18 protein-coding genes are annotated in these 20,944 nt (G+C 68.3%); 11 read left to right on the top strand and 7 right to left on the bottom strand.

What is annotated here, in order from left to right; translation table 11 throughout:
- Positions 1-26 precede the first annotated feature (26 nt).
- Positions 27-824 carry an SDR family oxidoreductase gene (locus tag ACZYSP_RS30350; RefSeq protein WP_093057232.1) on the top strand — a complete coding sequence of 266 codons (798 nt, stop codon included), beginning with the start codon at positions 27-29 and terminating at the stop codon, positions 822-824.
- Between the two features lie 265 nt (positions 825-1,089).
- Here ACZYSP_RS30350 and ACZYSP_RS30345 read toward each other — a convergent pair whose 3' ends face one another.
- Positions 1,090-1,998 (bottom strand): LysR family transcriptional regulator, encoded by a 909-nt coding sequence (locus ACZYSP_RS30345; RefSeq protein WP_093079248.1) that lies wholly within the window; start codon positions 1,996-1,998, stop codon positions 1,090-1,092.
- A gap of 85 nt (positions 1,999-2,083) precedes the next feature.
- Between ACZYSP_RS30345 and ACZYSP_RS30340 the strand changes: the two genes are divergently transcribed.
- Entirely contained in the window at positions 2,084-3,106 is a 1,023-nt protein-coding gene (locus ACZYSP_RS30340; protein ID WP_093079250.1) for a zinc-binding alcohol dehydrogenase family protein, read from the top strand.
- A gap of 18 nt (positions 3,107-3,124) precedes the next feature.
- Positions 3,125-3,688, top strand: coding sequence for a GNAT family N-acetyltransferase (locus tag ACZYSP_RS30335; RefSeq protein ID WP_093079252.1), 564 nt, complete (start codon positions 3,125-3,127; stop codon positions 3,686-3,688).
- Positions 3,689-3,695: 7 nt separating this feature from the next.
- Here the strand turns inward: ACZYSP_RS30335 and ACZYSP_RS30330 are convergent, their stop codons facing one another.
- Positions 3,696-5,069, bottom strand: coding sequence for a PQQ-dependent sugar dehydrogenase (locus tag ACZYSP_RS30330; protein ID WP_093079255.1), 1,374 nt, complete (start codon positions 5,067-5,069; stop codon positions 3,696-3,698).
- 130 nt (positions 5,070-5,199) lie between these two features.
- Here ACZYSP_RS30330 and ACZYSP_RS30325 point away from each other — a divergent pair, with 130 nt between their 5' ends.
- The 4 genes from ACZYSP_RS30325 (at position 5,200) to ACZYSP_RS30310 (ending at position 10,513) form a co-directional block, all read left to right on the top strand.
- Entirely contained in the window at positions 5,200-5,973 is a 774-nt protein-coding gene (locus tag ACZYSP_RS30325) for an alanyl-tRNA editing protein (RefSeq protein ID WP_093057227.1), read from the top strand.
- 43 nt (positions 5,974-6,016) lie between these two features.
- Positions 6,017-8,254, top strand: coding sequence for a protein-disulfide reductase DsbD family protein (locus tag ACZYSP_RS30320; protein ID WP_177192840.1), 2,238 nt, complete (start codon positions 6,017-6,019; stop codon positions 8,252-8,254).
- A gap of 94 nt (positions 8,255-8,348) precedes the next feature.
- Positions 8,349-9,041 carry a thioredoxin family protein gene (locus ACZYSP_RS30315; RefSeq protein ID WP_176928854.1) on the top strand — a complete coding sequence of 231 codons (693 nt, stop codon included), beginning with the start codon at positions 8,349-8,351 and terminating at the stop codon, positions 9,039-9,041.
- 134 nt (positions 9,042-9,175) lie between these two features.
- On the top strand, positions 9,176-10,513 hold the full coding sequence (locus tag ACZYSP_RS30310; protein ID WP_093079257.1) for an MFS transporter: 1,338 nt from the start codon (positions 9,176-9,178) through the stop codon (positions 10,511-10,513).
- 7 nt (positions 10,514-10,520) lie between these two features.
- Here the strand turns inward: ACZYSP_RS30310 and ACZYSP_RS30305 are convergent, their stop codons facing one another.
- From ACZYSP_RS30305 to ACZYSP_RS30295, 3 genes are all read right to left on the bottom strand, one after another.
- Positions 10,521-11,927, bottom strand: coding sequence for a TPM domain-containing protein (locus ACZYSP_RS30305; protein WP_177192841.1), 1,407 nt, complete (start codon positions 11,925-11,927; stop codon positions 10,521-10,523).
- A gap of 172 nt (positions 11,928-12,099) precedes the next feature.
- Complete coding sequence (locus tag ACZYSP_RS30300; RefSeq protein ID WP_093079263.1) at positions 12,100-13,122, bottom strand: alpha/beta fold hydrolase; 1,023 nt, start codon at positions 13,120-13,122, stop codon at positions 12,100-12,102.
- A gap of 154 nt (positions 13,123-13,276) precedes the next feature.
- A complete protein-coding gene (locus ACZYSP_RS30295) occupies positions 13,277-13,996 on the bottom strand; it encodes an SDR family oxidoreductase (protein ID WP_093079265.1) in 720 nt (239 codons plus the stop codon).
- Between the two features lie 80 nt (positions 13,997-14,076).
- Between ACZYSP_RS30295 and ACZYSP_RS30290 the strand changes: the two genes are divergently transcribed.
- From ACZYSP_RS30290 to priA, 3 genes are all read left to right on the top strand, one after another.
- Positions 14,077-15,012: a LysR family transcriptional regulator gene (locus tag ACZYSP_RS30290; protein ID WP_489018172.1), complete on the top strand. Its 936-nt coding sequence runs from the start codon at positions 14,077-14,079 to the stop codon at positions 15,010-15,012.
- A gap of 33 nt (positions 15,013-15,045) precedes the next feature.
- On the top strand, positions 15,046-16,155 hold the full coding sequence (hemE, locus tag ACZYSP_RS30285) for a uroporphyrinogen decarboxylase (RefSeq protein WP_093057222.1): 1,110 nt from the start codon (positions 15,046-15,048) through the stop codon (positions 16,153-16,155).
- A 453-nt stretch (positions 16,156-16,608) separates the two neighbouring features.
- A complete protein-coding gene (gene priA, locus ACZYSP_RS30280) occupies positions 16,609-18,708 on the top strand; it encodes a replication restart helicase PriA (protein ID WP_489018236.1) in 2,100 nt (699 codons plus the stop codon).
- 29 nt (positions 18,709-18,737) lie between these two features.
- On the opposite strand, the gene ACZYSP_RS30275 is transcribed toward priA, so the two are convergent.
- A complete protein-coding gene (locus ACZYSP_RS30275) occupies positions 18,738-18,947 on the bottom strand; it encodes a hypothetical protein (RefSeq protein ID WP_093079274.1) in 210 nt (69 codons plus the stop codon).
- Positions 18,948-19,187: 240 nt separating this feature from the next.
- Here ACZYSP_RS30275 and ACZYSP_RS30270 point away from each other — a divergent pair, with 240 nt between their 5' ends.
- On the top strand, positions 19,188-19,865 hold the full coding sequence (locus tag ACZYSP_RS30270) for a hypothetical protein (protein ID WP_489018169.1): 678 nt from the start codon (positions 19,188-19,190) through the stop codon (positions 19,863-19,865).
- Here ACZYSP_RS30270 and ACZYSP_RS30265 read toward each other — a convergent pair.
- Positions 19,854-20,879, bottom strand: coding sequence for an AEC family transporter (locus ACZYSP_RS30265; RefSeq protein ID WP_489018234.1), 1,026 nt, complete (start codon positions 20,877-20,879; stop codon positions 19,854-19,856). The two genes, ACZYSP_RS30270 and ACZYSP_RS30265, sit on opposite strands and share 12 nt — an antisense overlap.
- Positions 20,880-20,944 lie beyond the last annotated feature (65 nt).

Raw genomic sequence — 20,944 nt, 5'->3', positions numbered from 1 at the left:
CCACTCATCACGGCAAGGACTCTTTCATGGACCTCCAGCTCCAGGACCAGCACGTACTCATCACCGGCGGCAGCAAGGGCATCGGCCTGGCCTGCGCACTGGGCTTTTTGCGCGAAGGCGCGCGCGTGAGCCTCGTGTCACGCGACATCGCCAACCTGGAGCAGGGCCGCAAGACGCTGATCGAGACCTTCGCGCAGGCCGAAGGCCGGGTCTCCGTGCATGCGGCCGACCTCAAGGACCCGGCCAGCGCAGTGGCCGCGCTCGATGCGGCAGAGAAAGCCTTCGGTGCGGTCGACGTGCTAGTCAACTCGGCCGGCGCCGCGCGCCGCACCCCGCCAGACGATCTGACCGCCGCGTCGTGGCACGACGCGATGGACGCGAAGTACTTCACCTACATCCACATGATCGACCCGGTCGTGAAGCGCATGGGCCAACGCGGCCGCGGCGCCATCGTCAACGTGATCGGCCAGGGCGGCAAAGTCGCGAGCCCCGTGCACATGGCCGGCGGCGCGGCCAATGCGGCGCTGATGCTGGTGAGCGCCGGCATGGCCGCTGCCTACGCCGCCAAGGGCGTGCGCGTGAACGCGGTGAACCCCGGACTCACGCTGACCGAGCGGCTGCAGGAAGGCATGAAGGCCGACGCGAAACTGCAAGGCATCGGCACCGACGAAGCACTGCAGCGCGCCAAGGCCCGCTTGCCGCTGGGCCGTATCGCAACGCCCGAAGAGATCGCCAACACGGTCGTATTCCTGGCATCGCCAAAGGCGAGCTACGTGACCGGCGCCATCGTGGCAATGGACGGCGCCGTCACCCCCATGATCTGAGGCCGAGCGAAGCAAAGGCCCGCCCGTCTCCCCCTCCCCTCTGGCTGCGCCGAGGAGCGCAGCGTTTCGCGGATCAGGGCTCGCCCTTGTCTGAGCGAAGCGAGTTTGGGCGAGACCCCGCGAAACGCGAGCACCGCAGGTTGCCCCTTCGCTACGCGAAGGGGTCGCAGACAGTGGGGTCGCCTTTCTTTTGCCTACTTTTCTTTGGCGAAGCAAAGAAAAGTAGGTCGCCCGCCGGGGCGAGTCCCGGCCTCGGGAAAAAACCTCACCCCAGCGCCAACAACCCCTCAAACTTCAACCCAAGAAAATCAACAAACGCCCTTACCCGCGCCGGCACAAAGCGCCCACTCGGCAGCAACGCGTGCAGCGGATAAGGCTCGGTCTCCCAATCAGGCAGCAGCCGTACCAGACGGCCTTCGCGAATGTCGTTCCGCACATCTAGCGCCGACTTGAGCGTCACGCCATACCCCGCCACAGCCCATTCACGCGCCAGCGAGGCATCGTCCACGCTGCGGTTGCCATTCACCCGCACCTCGGTCCACTGCCCGTTCTGCGCAAACCGCCACACGCGATGCCGCCGCCCCGAGCGATTGAAGGTCAGGCAGTTGTGGTGCACAAGGTCTTGCGGCACCTTCGGCGCGGAATTGCGGCGCAGGTAATCGGGCGAGGCGGTGAGCACCGGGTTGGTCAGGGCGAAGGGCCGCGCCACCAGCCGCGAATCGGCCAGCGCGCCGTAGCGCAGCGCCACGTCGACCTCGTCTCGCATCACGTCCAGCGGGCGGTCGCCCACCGAAAGCGACAACTGCACGCCGGGGTGCAGCGCCAGGAATTCGTCGAACCACGGCAGCAGCGTGCTGCGCGTGAGATCGGACGGCGAGGCCACGCGCAGCGTGCCGACCAGCTCGCCGCGGTCGGCCGTGACCAGCGATTCGCCCTCGTCCAGCAGCTCGAACGCACGCACCGCGTAGTCGAGCAGCGTCTGGCCCTGCGGCGTGAGGCGCATGGCGCGGGTGGAGCGCTCGAACAGGCGCGCGCCGAGCTGGGCCTCCAGCCTCTTGAGCGTGGCGCTGGCGGCCGCGGGCGTGATGCCCAGCGCATGCGCCGCCGCCGTGAGCGTGCCGCCGCGCGCCGTGTGCACCAGCACCTGCAGGTCGGAGAGATTTTCAATCTTCATTTGAAAGTGTTGCTGGTTTGAGCCACCTTATCAAACCGGTCTTGCGATCCTACATTCGAGGCATCGTTACTGAAAGGTTCCCGTCATGAAAGCCGTCGGCTATTACCAGCCCCTCCCCATCGACAACCCCGAATCGCTGCAGGACATCGAGCTGCCCGCCCCCGTGGCGGGCCCCCGCGACCTGCTGGTGCGCGTGAAGGCGGTGTCGGTCAACCCGGTGGACACCAAGGTCCGCAAGAACGCCGCGCCCGAGGCCGGCCAGGCCAAGGTGCTGGGCTGGGACGCCGTCGGCACGGTCGAGGCCATCGGCAGCGGCGTGAAGAACTTCAAGGTGGGCGACCGCGTGTACTACGCGGGCTCGATCATCCGGCCGGGCGCGAATGCCGAGCTGCACGCGGTGGACGAGCGCATCGCCGCCATCGCGCCGAAGAGCCTGGACGACGCACAGGCCGCCGCGCTGCCGCTGACCACCATCACCGCGTACGAGCTGCTGTTCGACCGCCTGCAGGTGCCCAAAACCGGTAGTGCTGGCGGCGGCGAAGGCCAGACGCTTCTGATTACTGGTGGCGCGGGCGGCGTGGGCTCCATCCTCATCCAGCTGGCGCGCCAGCTCACCAAGCTGCGCATCGTCGCCACCGCCTCGCGTGCCGAAACGCGCGCGTGGTGCCTGGAGTTGGGCGCACACGTGGTCATCGACCATTCGAAGCCGCTCGCGGCCGAGCTCAAGGCGGCCGGCATCGGCGAAGTCGACATGGTCGCCAGCCTCACGCAGACCGAGCAGCACTACGCGCAGATCATCGAAAGCCTCAAGCCCCAGGGCCAGCTGGCGGTGATCGACGACATGAAGGTGCTCGACGCGATGCCGCTGAAGACCAAGTGCATCTCGCTGCACTGGGAAATGATGTTCGCGCGCTCGCGCTTCGAGACGCCGGACATCGCCGAGCAGGGCGCGCTGCTGGCGGAAGTGGCGGCGCTGGTCGACGCGGGCCGGATCCGCACGACGGCGAACGCGAGCTTCGGCACCATCAACGCCGCGAACCTTCAGCGTGCACATGCGCTGGTCGAAAGCGGCAAGGCGCAGGGCAAGGTGGTGCTGGCGGGGTTCTGAGTCAGCACAATCGGTCGCATGACCGATAACGCTGCCCGTCCTCGCCTCATCATCGAATTCGAAACCGAACGCCTGCGGATGCGCCAATGGCGCGAGAGCGATCTCGCGCCATTTTTTGCGCTTGCCTGCGACCCGCAGGTGATGGAATTCCTGCTGCCGCTGGCGACGCGGGCCGACAGCGATGCGATGGTCGAGCGCATCAGGACGCGTATTGCCGGGAACGGCTGGGGCTTCTGGGCCGTGGAGCACAAGGCGTCCGGCGAGTTCATGGGCTTTACCGGGCTGAACTCGCCGCTGGCCGACCTGCCGTTTTCGCCATGCGTCGAGATCGGCTGGCGCTTCGCTCGCAAGTGGTGGGGCCAGGGGTTTGCGAGCGAGGCGGCGCGCGGTGCGCTGCAGGTCGGCTTCGAAAAGCTCGGGCTCGCCGAGATCGTGGCATTCACCGCCTGGAACAACACTCGCTCGGCAGCGGTGATGGAACGCATCGGCATGAAGGAAGACGTGGCCGGCGCATTCGATCACCCGCTGGTGCCCGAGGGGCATCCGCTGCGCCGGCACCGCCTCTACCGGATCCAGCGCTGAAGAAGCGTTACCTCGCCTTCGACACACGCCACACGGCGTTGCCCACGTCGTCCGCCACGATCAGCGCGCCGCCCTTGTCCAGCGCCACGCCCACCGGCCGGCCCTGCGCCTTCTCGTCGGCCGTCAGGAAGCCGGTCAGAACGTCGACCGGCGGTCCGCTGGGCTTGCCGCCGATGAAGGGCACGAACACCACCTTGTAGCCCGACTTGGGCTTGCGGTTCCACGAGCCGTGCTCGCCGATGAAGACGCCGCTGGCGAACTGCTCGGGCATGCCGCCGGCGCGCGAGAACGCCAGGCCCAGCGGCGCGACGTGCGAGCCCAGCGCGTAGTCGGGTGCGATGGCCTTGGCCGCCATCTCGGGGTTCTGCGGCGTCACGCGCGCATCGACGATGCCGCCGTAGTAGCTCCAGGGCCAGCCGTAGAAGGCGCCGTCTTTCACCGAGGTGAGGTAGTCGGGCACGAGGTCGCTGCCGATTTCGTCTCGCTCGTTCACCACGGTCCACAGCGCCTTGGTGTCCGGGTCCCAGCCCATGCCGTTGGGGTTGCGCAGGCCGCTGGCGAACAGGCGCTTCTCGCCGGTCTTGGTGTCGACTTCCCAGATGGCGGCGCGGCCCTCTTCGGCCGCGAGTCCGTTCTCGCCGATGTTGCTGTTGGAGCCGACCGTCACGTAGAGCTTGCTGCCGTCGGCATTGGCGATCACGTTCTTGGTCCAGTGGTGGTTGATGCCGGCGGGCAGCGGCGTCACCAGCGTGGGGTTGGCGCTGATAGAGGTCTGGCCCTCTGTGTAGGGCACCTTCACCAGCGCATCGGCATTGGCGATGAAGAGTTCGTTGCCGACCAGCGCCATGCCGTAGGGCGACATCAGGTTGGTCATGAACACCTGCCTGACCTCGGCCAGGCCGTCGCCGTTGGCGTCGCGCAGCAGGGTGATGCGGTTGGCGCTGGGCACGCCGGCGCCAGCGCGGCCCATGACCTTGCCCATGACCCAGTTGCGGATCTTGGCCATGAGGCCATCGCCGCCATCGGTGGCGCCGCCGCCGGGCTTGGGCGGCTTGTTGCTCTCGGCCACGAGGATGTCGCCGTTGGGCAGGGTGTAGACCCAGCGCGGGTGGTCGAGGCCGCGTGCCAGCGCCGTCACCTGCAGGCCTTCGGCCGGAGTGGGCGAGGCGGTGTCGGTCCACCCCACGGCGGGGGCCACGTTGACGGTGGGAATCAGGGTCTTGTTCGGCTCGGCCAGCTGTGGGCGGGGGCCGGTGGTCAGCTCGGGCGCCAGCTTGGCGGCCTCGCCGCAGCCGGCGACCAGCAGTGCGGCGGCCAGGGCCAGGGCGGTCGTCTGCCAGGGAAACACTGTGCGGGTGGGTGCTTGCTGCGGTTCATTCATGCATGGTCCTTGCGCGGCCGGGGGCCGCATGCACCGGATCATCCACAGCCGGGCGGCCCGGGGGTTGTCGGTCGTGGGCGCTTTCTGGCGTGGGCGCACCTCATTTGCGCATCGCCGCTACCATCGCCGGATGACCGACGACCTGTTCCGTGCCGACGCCTACCTGCGCACCTGCGAAGCCCGCGTGCTGCGCATCGACGACACCGGCATCGTGCTGGACCGCACCGTGTTCTATCCGCTGGGCGGCGGGCAGGCTGGAGACAGCGGCGTGCTGGCCCTGGCCGACGGGCGTGAACTGGTCATTGCCGACACCCGCAAGGCCAAGGATGCGGAGGGCCTGCCGACCAATGAATTCGTCCACGTGCCGGCCCCCGAGCAAGCCGAGCTGCTGGCCGCGCTGAAGCCCGGCGACACCGTCACCGCCCGCCTCGACTGGGAGCGCCGCCACCGGCTCATGCGCTTCCACACCGCCACCCATCTCCTGTGCCATCTGGTGCCGCAGCCGGTGAACGGCTGCTCCATCACCCCCGAGTACGCACGGCTCGACTTTCACATGACCGACCCGCTGGACAAGGAAGCGCTGACCGCCGGCCTCGCCAGGCTGGTCGAAGCCGCCCACCCGCTGACCGTGGGCGCCATCACCGACGAAGAACTCGACGCCAACCCCGCGCTGGTCAAGAGCATGAGCGTGCAGCCGCCTCGCGGTACGGGCACGGTGCGCACCATCCGCATCGGCGGAACGGGCGAAGGCGACGCGCAGATCGACTTCCAGCCCTGCGGCGGCACGCATGTTGCAAACACTTCGGAAATCGGGGCGGTAGTGGTCACCAAGATCGAGAAGAAGAGCGCCAACAGCCGGCGCGTGGTGCTGGGCTGGGCCTCATCAGCCGATTTGGCCGCCTGAAACACCCGGAACTTCGCCCCCACTGAATGCTCCGACTGACGGCATGATCTTTTCGCGCATCCATTTCGCTACGCTTCTGATAGCAACAGCCGCAGCCAGCATGCCGGCTGCGGCGCAATCGACCTCCAGCCTGCCATCCAAGCCGGGCGCGGTTGTAACCACTCCCCACGTACGCGCCGAACTGATCGCACACGCCCCCGACGGCGTGACGCCCGGCGCCCCGGTGTGGGTCGGCCTGCAGATCACGCACCAGCCCGAGTGGCACACCTACTGGAAGAACGCCGGCGATTCGGGCCTGCCCACCGAGATGACGTGGACCCTGCCGACCGGCGTGTCCACCGGCGAAATCGCCTGGCCGGTGCCGAAGAAGATCCCGGTCGGCAGCCTCGCCAACTACGGCTACGAGAACACCGTGCTGCTGCCGGTGCCGCTGGAGGTGTCGACGCTCTACAAGCCGCCGGTGGCGCTGGGCGGCACGCCGGCGATGGACATCCAGCTCAAGGCCTCCTGGCTGGTCTGCCGCAAGGAATGCATTCCCGAAGAGGGCACGTTCACGCTGGCCCTGCCGCTGCAAGGCTCGACCGCGCTGCACAAGGCCGATTTCGACACCGCCGCGGCGGCCCAGCCCCAGCCGCTGGCCAAGCCCGGCACCGTCGAAGTCGACGGCCACAACCTGAAGGTGCGGCTCGAAGGCCTGCCGGCCGCCGTTCAGGGCAAAACACTGGGCTTCTTCCCCGAGACTCCCGAGGTGATCCGCACCGCGGCCGTCTCCGGCAAGGACTGGACCCAATCCTGGCAGGGCGGCACCTGGACCGCGACGATGCCGTTGGCCGACCAGCGCAGCGCCAGCCCCACGACGATGCCGGTGGTGGTGGCGCTGGCCGAGGCCGACCGGCAAGCTGGCCAGCCGGTGGCCTGGCGCGCCGAAGCGCCGGTCACGGGCGCCTGGCCTGCGGGCGCGGCGCCGCGCGCCGAGGTGTCGCCAGCGCTGCAGGCCGCGCTCACCGCCAACGCTGCCAACAACGGCGCAGCAGCAACGCCGGCCGGCGAGTTGCCCGCCCCCTCCTCGACCACCTTCATGGCCGCCCTGCTTGGCGCGCTGCTCGGTGGCCTGCTGCTCAACCTCATGCCCTGCGTGTTCCCGATCCTCGCGATCAAGGTACTGGGCTTCGCGCGGCAGGCGGGCAACGCCAGCGCGCACCGCAAGGCCGGGCTGGCCTACACGGGCGGCGTGATGCTGTCCTTCCTCGCGCTGGGCGGCGGCATGCTCGCGCTGCGCGCGGCCGGCGCTGGGCTGGGCTGGGGCTTCCAGCTGCAGTCGCCGGGCGTGGTCGCGGCGCTGGCGGCGCTGTTCACGCTGATCGGGCTCAACCTTGTGGGCGTGTTCGAGTTCGGCCGGGCCGCACCCTCGTCGGTGTGCAGCGCGCAGGCCAAGCACCCGCTGGCCAACGACTTCCTCTCCGGCGTGCTTGCCGTGGTCATCGCCTCACCGTGCTCCGCGCCGTTCATGGGCGCGTCGATGGGTTTCGCCATCGGCCTGCCGGCCGCCCAGGCGCTGCTGCTGTTCGTTGCGCTGGGCTTCGGGCTGGCGCTGCCGTATCTGCTGGCCGGCTTCGTGCCCGCCGTCGCGCACCTGCTGCCCAAGCCCGGCCCGTGGATGCACACGCTGCGCCGCCTGCTCGCATTCCCGATGTTCGCCACCGTGGCGTGGCTGGTGTGGGTGCTGGGCCAGCAAAGCGGCATCGATGGCGCCGGCACGCTGCTCGCGCTGCTGGTCTGCCTGGCCGCCATCGTCTGGGCGTTCACGCTGCGCGGACGCACGCGGGTCGTGATCGCGACGATGCTGATCGGCTTCACCGCCGTGCTCACCGCCACCATCGGCCGCAATGTGTTGCAAGTGGTGGAGCCGGCCAGACTGGCATCTGCCCAGGGCACCGCCAGCCAGCGCTGGCAGCCATGGTCCGCCGAGCGCGTGGCCGAGCTGTCTGGCGCCGGCCAGCCGGTGTTCATCGACTTCACCGCCGCCTGGTGCGTGACCTGCCAGTACAACAAGAAGAGCACCCTGGCCGACACGCAGGTGCTGGCCGACTTCGACGCCAAGAAGGTCGCCATGCTGCGCGCCGACTGGACCCGGCGCGATCCCGCCATCACCGCGGCGCTCACCGCGCTGGGCCGCAGCGGCGTGCCGGTGTACGTGCTGCAGGCGCCGGGCAAGCCGCCGGTCGTGCTGACCGAAATCCTCGGCAAAGACGAGGTCCGCGCCGCGCTCGCCGCGCTTTGACCACCGCCGTGACATGGGTTGTCACATGCACTTGAAGAAACCGTTCTAAGCTGCACTCGTTGTTTGGAATTTTGTTTTGGAGTTCAAGCTGGCCATGTCTCTTTCGCCATCCACAGACTCGCGTTCCCGTCGTGCCGCGCGTCATGCCCGCGCCGCCCTGAGCCGTGCCTCCCGCCGTGCCGTAGTCGCCGCCGCCGTGGCGCTCGGCGCCACCTTCCTGATGGGCAGCAATGCCGCCGCCGCACCCGCCGTGGGCCAGCAGGCGCCCGATTTCGTTGCCGTAGACACCAGCGGCGCCAAGCACAAGCTTTCGGACTTCGCCGGCAAGTTCGTGGTGCTCGAATGGACCAACCCCGGCTGCCCCTTCGTGCGCAAGCACTACGGCAGCGGCAACATGCCCGCCACGCAAAAGGCCGCGACCGACAAGGGCGTGGTGTGGCTGGCCATCAATTCCACCGAGCGCGCCGCCACCGACTACCTGAAGCCCGACGCGCTCGACGCGTGGATGAGGTCGCAAAAGGCCGCACCCACCGCCGTGCTGATGGACGAAGACGGCCTGATCGGCCAGGTCTACGGCGCGCGTACCACGCCGCACATCTTCATCATCGACCCCAAGGGCACGCTGGTGTACGCGGGCGGCATCGACAGCATCGCCTCGGCGCGGGCGGACGACATCAAGACCGCGACCAACTACGTGAACCAGGCGCTGGGCGAGGCCTTCGGCGGCAAGCCGATCTCGGCCGCCAGCACGCGGCCCTACGGCTGTTCGATCAAGTACAAAACCTGAAGTCCGTCCGCGCGACGCAACGTAACGCAATGCGCGCGTGACAGCTACCTGACCTGCGCAGTCAGGTAGCGGTCGGGGAGTCCGGCCTACCCTTGTGCGAGCACATCGCCAATACAGCCCAAGGGGACAAAAAGATGAATCCTGCGCCCAACGCTGCGCAATCGGGCACGGCCGCCCACGCCTCCACTGCCTCGTCCTCCAAGGTCGCCACCGTCCTGCGCGTGACGGGCGGCAACTTCATGGAGATGTTCGACTTCTTCCTGTTCGGCTTCTATGCCACGCAGATCTCGAAGGCGTTCTTCCCCGCGGGCAACGAATTCGCCTCGCTGATGCTGACCTTCATGACCTTCGGCGCGGGCTTCCTGATGCGGCCGCTGGGCGCGATCTTTCTCGGCGCGTACGTCGACCGCGTCGGCCGCCGCAAGGGCCTGATCGTCACGCTCGCGCTGATGGCCGTCGGCACGCTGCTGATCGCCTGCGTGCCGGCCTACGCCACCATCGGCCTGGCGGCGCCGCTGCTGGTGCTGATCGGCCGGCTGCTGCAGGGCTTCTCGGCCGGCGTGGAGCTGGGCGGCGTGTCGGTGTACCTGTCGGAAATGGCGACGCCGGGCCACAAGGGCTTCTACGTGAGCTGGCAGTCGGCCAGCCAGCAGGTGGCCATCGTCGTCGCGGCGGCGCTCGGCTACTGGCTCAATGTGACCTTCACGTCGCAGGAGATCGGCGACTTCTACTGGCGCATTCCCTTCTTCGTGGGCTGCCTGATCGTGCCGGTGCTGTTCATCATCCGCCGCTCGCTGCAGGAAACCGAGGAGTTCATGGCGCGCAAGCACCGCCCCGACGCGCGAGAGATCTTCCAGTCGATGGTCGCCAACTGGGGCCTGGTGGTCGCCGGGATGATGCTGGTGTCGATGACCACGGTGTCGTTCTACCTGATCACCGTCTACACGCCCACCTTCGGCAAGGCCGTGCTGCACCTGAGCACCACCGACGCGCTGATCGTCACGCTGTGCGTGGCCATCTCCAACTTCATCTGGCTGCCGATCATGGGCTCGCTGTCGGACCGCGTGGGCCGCAAGCCGCTGCTGATTCTGTTCACGGTGCTGACCATCCTCACGGCGTATCCGTCGCTCAAGTGGCTGGTGGGCGCGCCGAGCTTCGCGCGCATGCTCGAAGTCGAGCTGTGGCTGTCGTTCCTCTACGCGAGCTACAACGGCGCGATGGTCGTGGCACTGACCGAGGTGATGCCGGTGAACGTGCGCACCGCCGGCTTCTCGCTGGCCTACAGCCTGGCCACCGCGATCTTCGGCGGCTTCACGCCGGCCATCGCCACGGGGCTGATCGAGATGACCGGCGACAAGGGCGCGCCGGGCCTGTGGATGACGGGCGCCGCCATCTGCGGCCTGATCGCCACGCTGGTGCTGTACCGCCGCAACGTGAACCCGGCCGACGCTGGGCGCGTGCCGGTGGTCTGATCGACCGCTACCAGCTGCCCGAGGCCCCGCCTCCGCTGCTGGAGCCGCCACCGCCGGACGAGGAGCTGTCCGACGAACTGCTACTGCTGCTCGAAGGACTGCTCGACGAGCCGCTGCTCCAGCCGCTGTCCGAGCTGTCGCCATCGCCACTGCCCGTGGCGAAGGTCGGGAAGACGAACATGAACAGCAGCGCGAGAACGGTCGCGATCGCGGTGGGAATCCATGTCTCGTCGGGCAACGGGCCGGGCACGGTGATCACGACCACCGTGCCGACCACCCCCAGCACGACGATCCACCGGATCACGAAGCCGAGCGCGCTGCCGTCCCGCCAGGTGTTGCGGATGCCGAAGACGATGACCGTGATCAGGAGGCCCACGCCGCCGATGCCCAGCACCCACAGGAAGCCCGGCCAGAACACGTCGCCGCCGACCATGAAGGCAATGCAGACCAGCGCGGCGATCACCGCGGCGATGCTGCCGAGCACATAGGCCACTTCCTTCACGCGCCCGCAGAGGTAGCCAAGGCCGTACAGAAAGAGCGCCGGAATCGCCAGGAACCCAGCCATGAACGGGTTCAGCAGCATGGCGGCCCCGCCCACCGGACCCGCGCCGACCAGGCCGAGCACGAGCCGCCAGTCGCGCGGCTTTCGCGGCGCCTCGGGCTCGATCGCCTGCAGCGACTCGGCCCAGGGCTCGGGACGCTGGATGCGGCGCCCGCGCTTGCCCGAACGCTTGCCGCGCGAAGGAGGCCGCGCGGCGCGGCGCCGCATGCCGACGAGAGGCCCCGCGCCGAGGCCATGCCACGCCCCCACGCCGATGCTCCACAGCATGACGCCGAGGAAGGCCTTTCCTTCTGGCGTGAGGCCTCCGCCGCCTGCAGTCGGTTCGCGCGCAGCCTCCTCATCCACCGGCAGCGGCGTGGACGCGGTGTCCGACGCGAGCGTGTCGGGCCATGCCTGCGCCGCCGGCACGCCGATCAGCTCCGACAGCGCCCGCACTGCGGCCTGCACGCCGCCCGCGTAGTCGCCGCCACGAAAGCGCGGTGCCATCTGCTTGTCGATGATCGCAGCCGCCTGGATGTCGGTGACCATGCCTTCGAGGCCCTTGCCGACCTCGATGCGCATCTTCCGGTCTTTCAGCGCAACGAGCACCAGCACGCCGTCGTCCTCGTCCTTGCGGCCCAGCTTCCAGCGCGCGAACACGCGCGCGGCGTACTGCTCGATCGCCTCCTGCCCCGTCGTCGGCACGATCAGCACCGCAAGCTGCGCCTGCGTGCTGCTCTCAAGCTCGGCGATTTCCTGGCGCAGCCCGTCGGCATCGCCCGCGCTCAACGTGTTCGTGAGATCGACCACGCGCGTCTTCATCTGCGGCACGGGCACCAGGCTGGTCTTGGTTTGCGCGAAAGCCGGGCTCATGCCCATCGCGATGCACAGCGAGAAGAGAACGAAGCAGAGCCACGCCCGGATCCCCGACTGCCTTCTGCCGACGTCCACTGATGCTGATTCGATGAACGCGGCGGAAGCGGAGTCTGTAGAAAGCATGAGGCAGGATAACGCCCTGCCCCATCCGCGCTGCGCTGGCGCGCTCTCAGCCTCGCGCAGCGTCGATCACGGCCTTCGTGAAGGCCTCGGGCGCTTCCTGCGGCAGGTTGTGGCCGATGCCGCCGCTGACCAGCCGATGCTCGTAGCGCCCCGAGAACTTCTTCGCATAGGCGCTGGGCTCCGGATGCGGCGCGCCATTGGCATCGCCTTCGAGCGTGATCGTGGGCACGCCGATCACCGGCGCCTTGGCGAGCCGGTTCTCCAGCGCCTGGTACTTCGCCTCGCCTTCGACGAGGCCGAGTCGCCAGCGGTAGTTGTGGACCGTGATCGCCACGTGGTCGGGGTTGTCGAGCGCCACCGCGCTGCGGTCGAAGGTGGCCGCGTCGAAGTTCCACCTGGGCGATGCCGTCTGCCAGATCAGTTTGGCGAAGTCGTGGCGGTTCTTCTCGTAGCCCGCGCGGCCGCGCTCGGTCGCGAAGTAATACTGGTACCACCACTGCAGCTCGGCCTGCGGCGGCAGCGGCACCTTGCCGGCCTCCTGGCTGCCGATGAGGTAGCCGCTCACCGAGACCAGCGCCTTCACGCGCTCCGGCCACAGCGCCGCCATGATGCAGGCCGTGCGCGCGCCCCAGTCGCAGCCGGCGACCGTAGCGACCGGGATCTTCAGCGCATCCATCAGCGCGATGATGTCGACGGCAACCACCGACTGCTGCCCGTTGCGCGGCGTGTCCACCGACAGGAAGCGCGTGGTGCCATAGCCGCGCAGGTACGGCACGATGACGCGGAAGCCCGCCGCCGCGAGCGCAGGCGCCACGTCGACGAACATGTGGATGTCGTAGGGCCAGCCGTGCAGCAGGATCACCGGCGCGCCATCGGCCGGACCTGCTTCGTAGTAGCCGATGCTGAGCGTGCCAGCATCGATGCTCTTGAGCGGCTCGAGGCGCCTGGAAGACGCGCCCGTGGCGGCCTGCGCGAAGGCCGGCGTGAGCGCTGCGAGCTGGGCAGCCGCAGCACCGAGGGCCGTTGCGGCGAGGAAGCTTCTGCGGGGCAGTTGGAACGACGTTGACATTGGATTTTCCTGAGTGACTGAAGGTGGGGGAAGGGCTGACAGGTCCCAATGTCGCCCCTCGAACCGCCATTCACCCGGTCCTGCGTATCGCTCTGTATCTGCCGCTGTTTTTTCAACAAAACTTTTCGATGCGCGGGCCGGCTCCCCCGTCACGTCACACCAGCCGCAGCCCCCCATCGCACTCTATGACGGTCCCCGTCGTGTAGCCGTTCTCGATCAGGAACTGGATCGCATGCGCCACGTCCTGCGGCCGGCCCACGCGGCCGACGGGCAGCATCTCGACCTGCTGGCGGAACAGGTCGTCCTTCATCGCGGCGGGCACGCGGTTCCACCAGGGCGTATCGACCAGCCCCGGCGACACGGCATTCACCCGGCTGGGCCGCAGCTCGCGCGCCAGGCTGCCCACCATCGCTTCGATCGCGCCGTTGATCGCGGCCAGCCCCGCTGTGCCGGGCAGCGAATTGCGCGCGGAAATCGCCGTCACGAAAGTCAGGCTGCCGCCCTTGCGCAGCACCCGCGCGCCGGCTTGCGCCGCTTCGAGCTGCGGCCAGAACTTGGCCTCGAAGCCGCGGCGCAGCGACTGAAGATCGAGCTGCGCGAACTCGCCCGCGCCCTCGCCGCCGCTGAGCGTGAGCACCAGGTGGTCGACGGGCCCGGTCTTCTCGAAGAAGGCATCGAGCGCGCCGCGGTCGCAGGCGTCGAAGGCCGCGCCGCTCACGTTCGCGCCCAGCCCGCCGATCGCTTCCTGCAGCTTGCCGTTGTCGCGCCCGGTCGCGATCACCCGCGCACCGCTTGCCGCGAGCCGCCGCACGGTTTCGAGCCCCACGCCCGACGAGCCACCGACCACCACCACTGTCTGTTGTTCCAAAGCCATGTCGACTCCTTTGAATGCCTGATGAAGAAAGTGCCTTCAGGTTAGGGAGCGGCGCCCTATCATTCAAATCGTTTGAAACCATGGAATACATCAACGAAAGTGATTTCAGGCGGCTCGACCTGAACCTGCTGCTGGTGTTCCACGCGCTGCTGCACGAACGTAGCGTCACGCGTGCGGCGCAGCGCCTGTTCATCGGCCAGCCGGCCCTGAGCGGCGCACTCAAGCGCCTGCGCGCCGCGCTGGGCGACGAGCTGTTCGTGCGCACCTCGCACGGCATGACGCCGACGCCGCGCGCGCTCGAACTCGCGCGCGTCATCGAGCCGCTGCTGCTGTCGCTGCAGCAGGCGCTGCATGCACAGCCGGCGTTCGACCCCGCCACGGCCAAGCGCGTGTTCCGCATCGGTTTGAGCGACGCGCTCGAGGTGGCGCTGATGCCGCAGCTCATGCAGCGACTTTCCGAACAGGCGCCGGGGGTGCGGCTCATCGCACGCGCGGCCGACCGCACCAACGCGCCCGGCATGCTCGACGCGACCGAGATCGAACTGGCGGTGGGCGTGTTCATCGAGTGCGCCGCATGGCACCGGCAACGCGCGCTGTTCGGCTGGCATTTCGTCTGCGTCTACAACGCCGCGCTCGTTAAGACGCGGGGCAGGAAGATCACGCTGGCGGAATACCTGGACCACCCGCACCTGCTGACCTCGTTCAGCGCCGACCTGAGCGGCCTCGTCGACGATCTGCTGCGCGAGCAGGGGCATGCGCGCCAGGTCGTGTTCTCCAGCCGCAACTTCGCGACCAGCCCCTTCATCGTGCGGCAGATGCCCGCCATCACCACCGTGCCCACCTTCGCCGCCGCCACGTGGCGCGACGCGCTCGGGCTGGCCGTGAGCCCGCTGCCCTTCGAGACGCCCAGCTACGAGGTCTCGCTGCTGTGGGCGGCCGCACACGACGGCGACCCGGGCCAGAAATGGCTGGTGTCGCTGATGGTCGAGGTGTTCGGCGGCAAGCCCGTCAACTGAGAGGCCAGGACACACCCCTGCGACAATCGCGGGATGCCTTTCGCCCCACTGCAAAACGACACTTTCCTGCGAGCCTGCTGGCGCCAGGCCACCGACCACACGCCCGTCTGGCTCATGCGCCAGGCCGGCCGCTACCTGCCGGAGTACGTTGCCACCCGCGCCAAGGCGGGCAGCTTCATGGGGCTGGCCACCAACACCGACTACGCCACCGAGGTCACGCTGCAGCCGCTGGAGCGCTATCCGCTCGACGCGGCCATTTTGTTTTCCGACATCCTGACGGTGCCCGACGCCATGGGCCTGGGCCTGTCGTTCGAGGCCGGCGAGGGCCCGCGCTTTGCGCGCCCGGTGCGCGACGAAGCGGCCGTGGCCGCGCTCGAAGTGCCCGACATGGACAAGCTGCGCTACGTGTTCGATGCAGTGGCCTCGATCCGCAAGGCGCTGGACGGCCGCGTGCCGCTGATCGGCTTCTCGGGCAGCCCGTGGACGCTGGCCTGCTACATGGTGGAAGGCGCGGGCTCCAGCGACTACCGCCTCGTGAAGAGCATGCTCTACAGCCGCCCCGATCTCATGCATCGCCTGCTGGCCGTGAATGCCGACTCGGTGGCCGCGTACCTCAATGCCCAGATCGACGCCGGCGCGCAGGCCGTGATGGTGTTTGACAGCTGGGGCGGCGTGCTGGCCGACGGCGCGTTCCAGGAATTCAGCCTCGCCTACACGGCCCGCGTGCTGGCCGGCCTCAAACGCACCGGCGCCGACGGCCAGCCCGTGCCGCGCATCGTGTTCACCAAGGGCGGCGGCCTGTGGCTCGACGCCATGCGCGAACTCGACTGCGAAGTGCTGGGCGTCGACTGGACCGTGAACCTGGCCTCGGCGCGAAAGCAGATCGCCGAAGGCTCGGACGGCAAGGCCAAGGCCCTGCAGGGCAACATCGACCCCAACGTGCTGTTCGCGCCGCCCGCGCAGATCGAGGCCGAGGTGGCGAAAGTGCTGCAGGCCTTCGGCAAGCCCCACGCCGACCGCAACGCCCAGGGCCCGACGCACATCTTCAACCTGGGCCACGGCATCAGCCAGTTCACGCCGCCGGACCACGTGGCGGCGCTGGTGCAGGCGGTGCACGCCCAGTCGCGCGCGCTGCGCGGTTAACACTGCAGTCTTCGGGAACGGGCCGGCGGGGCACCGAGGCGCCCCGTAAAGTTGGTACGAAGCCGTTTGTCAAGCGCAAAAACGGCATATCGGTCTGACTTATGCACAAAACCCGTGTTGCACTGCGCAAGATTTTCCGGGGGACCTCCCTCTTTGCTCCTAAAGAGATAGCGACGCTAAGTTATTGATTTATATAAGATTTGAACTTTGCTTTTTTTCCGGGCATTCCAGCCAGAGCCTTGATTTTCAAGGCCCCGCAGCGAATCGAGCCGGCTTGTCAACAAAGTTATCCACAGAAACTCTGGACGGCCTCCAAAGCTCTGAAAAATCAACGACTTAAGCGCTCTTGCTCAAAGTCTTCTTAACAAACCTTTCCAAGAAGGACCGCTCATCTCCACAGCCGGCCTCCCCTCAGACAGCGCTTCCCAGCCAACGAACGGTGCGCCGCCAGCACTGCCGTGGCGACTCGACATCGCGGTGCAGACGCCCGCGCATGCCGCGCTCGGCGACCTGCTGAGCTACGCCAGCGCCGAGCCGATGCCGCCCGGCACGCTGGTGCGCGTGCCGCTGGGCAAGCGCGAAGTGCTGGGCGTGGTCTGGAACGAGCCGGTTTCGCTGGTGGGTGCCGAGCCCGACATGGCGCTGAAGCCTGTGGGCGCGGCGCTCGACGCGCTGGCGCCGCTGGGCGAGGCGTGGCGCGGCCTCGTGGCCTTTGCAGCGCGCTACTACCAGCGCTCGATCGGCGAGATCGCGCTGGCCGCCCTGCCGCCGCAGCTGCGCGACCTGTCGACGACGCAGCTGACGCGCCGGCTCAAGCGCAAGACGACGGCCGGACCAGTGGCCGAAACAGCCGAGTCGGCGAACCTGATCGCGCTGAGTGCGGAGCAGACGGCCGCCCTGGCGCGCATCGAGGCCGAAGCAGGTACTTTTTTGCTGGTCGGCAGCACCGGCAGCGGCAAGACCGAGGTCTACCTGCGCTGCGTGGCCGACCTGCTCGCGCGCGACCCCGAGGCGCAGGCGCTGGTGATGGTGCCCGAGATCAACCTCACGCCGCAGCTCGAAGCCCGCTTCAAGGCCCGCTTCGGCGAAGAAGCGGTGGTGTCGCTGCACAGCGGCATGACCAACCCGCAGCGGCTCGCGAGCTGGCTGGCGGCGCACAGCGGCGCGGCGCGCATCGTGCTGGGCACGCGCATGGCGGTGTTCGCGTCGATCCCGGGGCTCAAGCTCATCGTGGTCGACGAAGAGCATGACCCGAGCTACAAGCAGCAGGAAGGCGCGCGCTATTCCGCGCGCGACCTCGCCGTGTGGCGCGGCCAGCGCGAAAAGGCCAAGGTGATCCTGGGCTCGGCCACGCCCTCGCTCGAAAGCTGGCACCAGAGCCGGCCCGCCGAAGGCGAAGACCCGGGCGGGCGCTACGTGCGGCTGGCCATGCCATCGCGCATCGGCGCGGGCGAGTTGCCGGCCGTGCGGCTGGTCGACATGAACCTGCAGCCGCCGAAGACGGTGATTTCGGGCGCGCTGCTCGACGCCATCGGCCAGCGCATCGCGCGCGGCGAGCAGAGCATGATCTTCTTGAACCGGCGCGGCTACGCACCGGTGCTGGCCTGCGGCGACTGCGGCTGGAAGAGCGAATGCCCGCACTGCAGCGCGTATCGCGTGTTCCACAAGATCGACCGCACGCTGCGCTGCCACCACTGCGGCTTTACCGAGCGCGTGCCGCGCGCCTGCCCGGCCTGCGGCAACCCCGACATCGCGCCCGTGGGCCGCGGCACCGAGCGACTCGAAGAGCACCTGGCCGAGCTGTTCTCGGCCGTGAAGCACCCCGATGGCAGCGCGGTGCGCATCGCACGCATCGACGCCGACAGCACCAAGAAGCAGGGCGCGCTCGAATCGCAGCTCGCGGCCGTGCACGCGGGCGAGGTCGACGTGCTGGTCGGCACGCAGATGATCGCCAAGGGCCACGACTTCCGCCGCATCACGCTGGTGGCGGCGGTGAACCCCGACGGCGCGCTGTTCTCCAGTGACTTCCGCGCGCCCGAGCGGCTGTTCAGCCTGCTGATGCAGTCGGCCGGCCGCGCGGGCCGCGATGCCGCGTATCTCGCGGCGCAGGGCGCCAAGGCCGAAATGTGGATCCAGACGCATCATGCGCAGCACCCGCTGTTCATGGCGCTGCGCAAGCACGACTACGCCAGCTTCGCGCAGCAGCAGCTCGACGAGCGCCGCGCGGCCGGCATGCCGCCCTTCGCGTTCCAGGCGCTGCTGCGGGCCGATGCGCGAGAGCAGTCGGTGGCGCAGGGCTTCCTGAACATCGCAGCCGATCAGGCCGAGGCGCTGCCGGGCTCCGACCTCGTCACGCGCTACCCGGCGGTGCCGCTGGCGATCCAGCGCGTGGCCAATGTGGAACGTGCGCAAATGCTGATCGAAAGCCCCTCGCGCGCCGCGCTGCAGCGGCTGCTTGCGAGTTGGCAGCCGCTATTGCACGAGCTGCGGCGCACGCCGGAGGGCAAAGGCGTGATCCGCTGGCTCGTCGACGTCGATCCGCACAGCATCTGACCGGCGGCAATCAACCTGAGACCGCGGTTTCAGTGGTAGCCAGTGGGCTCCTTGCCCATGTCCACATAACGCAGCTCGTTGTGCCTGCGCCGCGCGATGCTCACGGGCCAGGCGAACACCACGAGGCTCAGCGCGGCAAGCGCGAGCCCGGTGGCGGTGCCGAACTTGCCGGCATGCCAGAACCAGCCGACGCCGGCGAGACAGGCCAACCACAGCAGGATGCGAAAAAGAATTGCCATTGCGCGCCCCTTCACACCTTTGACTTGCAAGCACTGTAGCAGCGCATCTGCAAACTCAAGCATTCATCTGAAGTCATAGCGATATCTATGTCTTACGGCCTGCCTCGGCCTACCCGAAAATTTGTGAAAAAAGAGTTGACGACATGCCTCGTCGCTGTTCAAGCTGTAACAGCGCGCGAACTCCTCGCGGGTTTCGCGTTCCAAGCTGGCTCGCTCATCGAAGGCAAAGGGTAGGTCGCCGTGAAACCGCCGTCTTTCTCAGGTTGGGTTCTCTCGCTCGCGTCGTGCCTCGCCTGCGTTTTTGCCGCACCCGCCGCCTCGGCGGCCGAGCTCGATCTGCAGGGCAGCCGCCTGGTGGTGTCGGGCATGCTCGACGGCACCGCGATCAAGGAATTCACCGACCAGCTGGGCAGCGGAACAGTCCATACCGTGGTCTTCGAAGATTCGTTCGGCGGCACCGCCGAAGCAGCGGGTGCATATGCCGACGCCATCCGCGCGAGCGGCGTGCAGACCGAAATACGAGGCCAATGCATGGCCGCCTGCGCCTATGCCTTCCTGGCCGGCAAGACACACCGCTTCGGCTACGGCCTGCAGGTCAACGGCATCCTGCTGCCGGTCGCGTCGCGCCCCACGGCTGCCGAGCTGGCAATACGCTGGCGCGGCGACGAGGCCCACAAGACGCTGGCCGACTTCACGCCCACCACCACCTCGGCAGCCAAACCGGTGGAAGCAAGCGCCCCGCCCGTCGTCAAGGACAACTGGCAGCCCGACCACGGCGTGCTCTTCACCGCGAGCCCGACGCTCTTCGGCCGCATCTACAACACCTACTACTGCGACGGCACGCAGGGCCGCGACTTCTCGAAGTGCGAGCGCCTTGCCGATGCCGACCCGTACAAGCTCGGCGTCCTAACCCCGTAGCACGCTCACCGCGAGCGGAAAGCTGAAGAAGGCGATCGCCGTCGTCCACAGGATGATGCGCGCGATGCGGCCGTTGTCCGCACCGAAACGCTCGGCCAACATCGACACGTTGCTCGCGCTCGGCAGCGCCGCGACCAGCACGATCACCACCAGCGCCTCGTGCGACAGCGGCAACCCGAACGCGATGGCGCCGAGCCCCAGGCCCCACACCAGCAGCGGATGCGCGAGCAGCTTCACCGCCACCACCGGCAGCACGTCGCTCCACGGTGCCTTGGTCGCAGGGCTGCGCGCCGTGGTGCCCATGGCCTCGGCCACCGCCGCGCTGGCGCCATGCTCGCGCGCCAGCAGCGCCGAACGGGCCAGCACCGCCCCGATGGTGAAGAGCGCCACCGGCGAGGCCGCATCGGCCAGCATGGCGATGGTGCGCTCGATGGGCCCGGGCAGCGGCCAGCGCGCAGCCGACAGCAGAACGCCCAGCAGGATCGACCACGGCATCGGGTTGACGACGATCCCGCGCAGCGCTTTGCGCGCCGCCAGTGTGGCGCCGTGCCGCCCCGCGCCGCCCGCGCCGTCGAGGCGCGACAGCGCAATGCACAGCGACGAAGTCACCACGAGGTCGAACGCGATCGTGATGATCATCGGCCCCGCTGCCTGAGCCCCAAGAATGGCCACCAGCAGCGGCACGCCCATGAAGCCGGTGTTCGGAAACGCCGCCACCAGTGCGCCGAAGGCCGCGTCGTTCCAGCCGATGCGCGCATTGCGCGTGAACGTCACCACGCCCGCCACCACGGCCAGCGCGCTGATGCCCCAGACCAGTGCAACGCTGCCGTCCAGCAACTGGCCGATGGGCGTGCCCGCGCCGAAGCGCAACAGCATGCACGGCAGCGCGAAATACAGCACGAAGGTGTTGAGGCCGGGAATCGCGTCCAGCGGCAGGATGCGGGCGCGGGCCGCGCCATAGCCGGCCGCGATTAACGCGAAGAAAGGGAAGGTAACAAGGAATACAGGCAGCACCGGACCATTGTCGTTGCCCACCAGCAGGCTGCATCGGCGTGTCTGGCCTACAACCCCGCGGGGGG

The organism is Variovorax sp. F042 (assembly GCF_057814215.1).
Note: the sequence above shows the minus strand (reverse complement) of the source record. Positions and strands in the feature narration are given on the sequence as shown.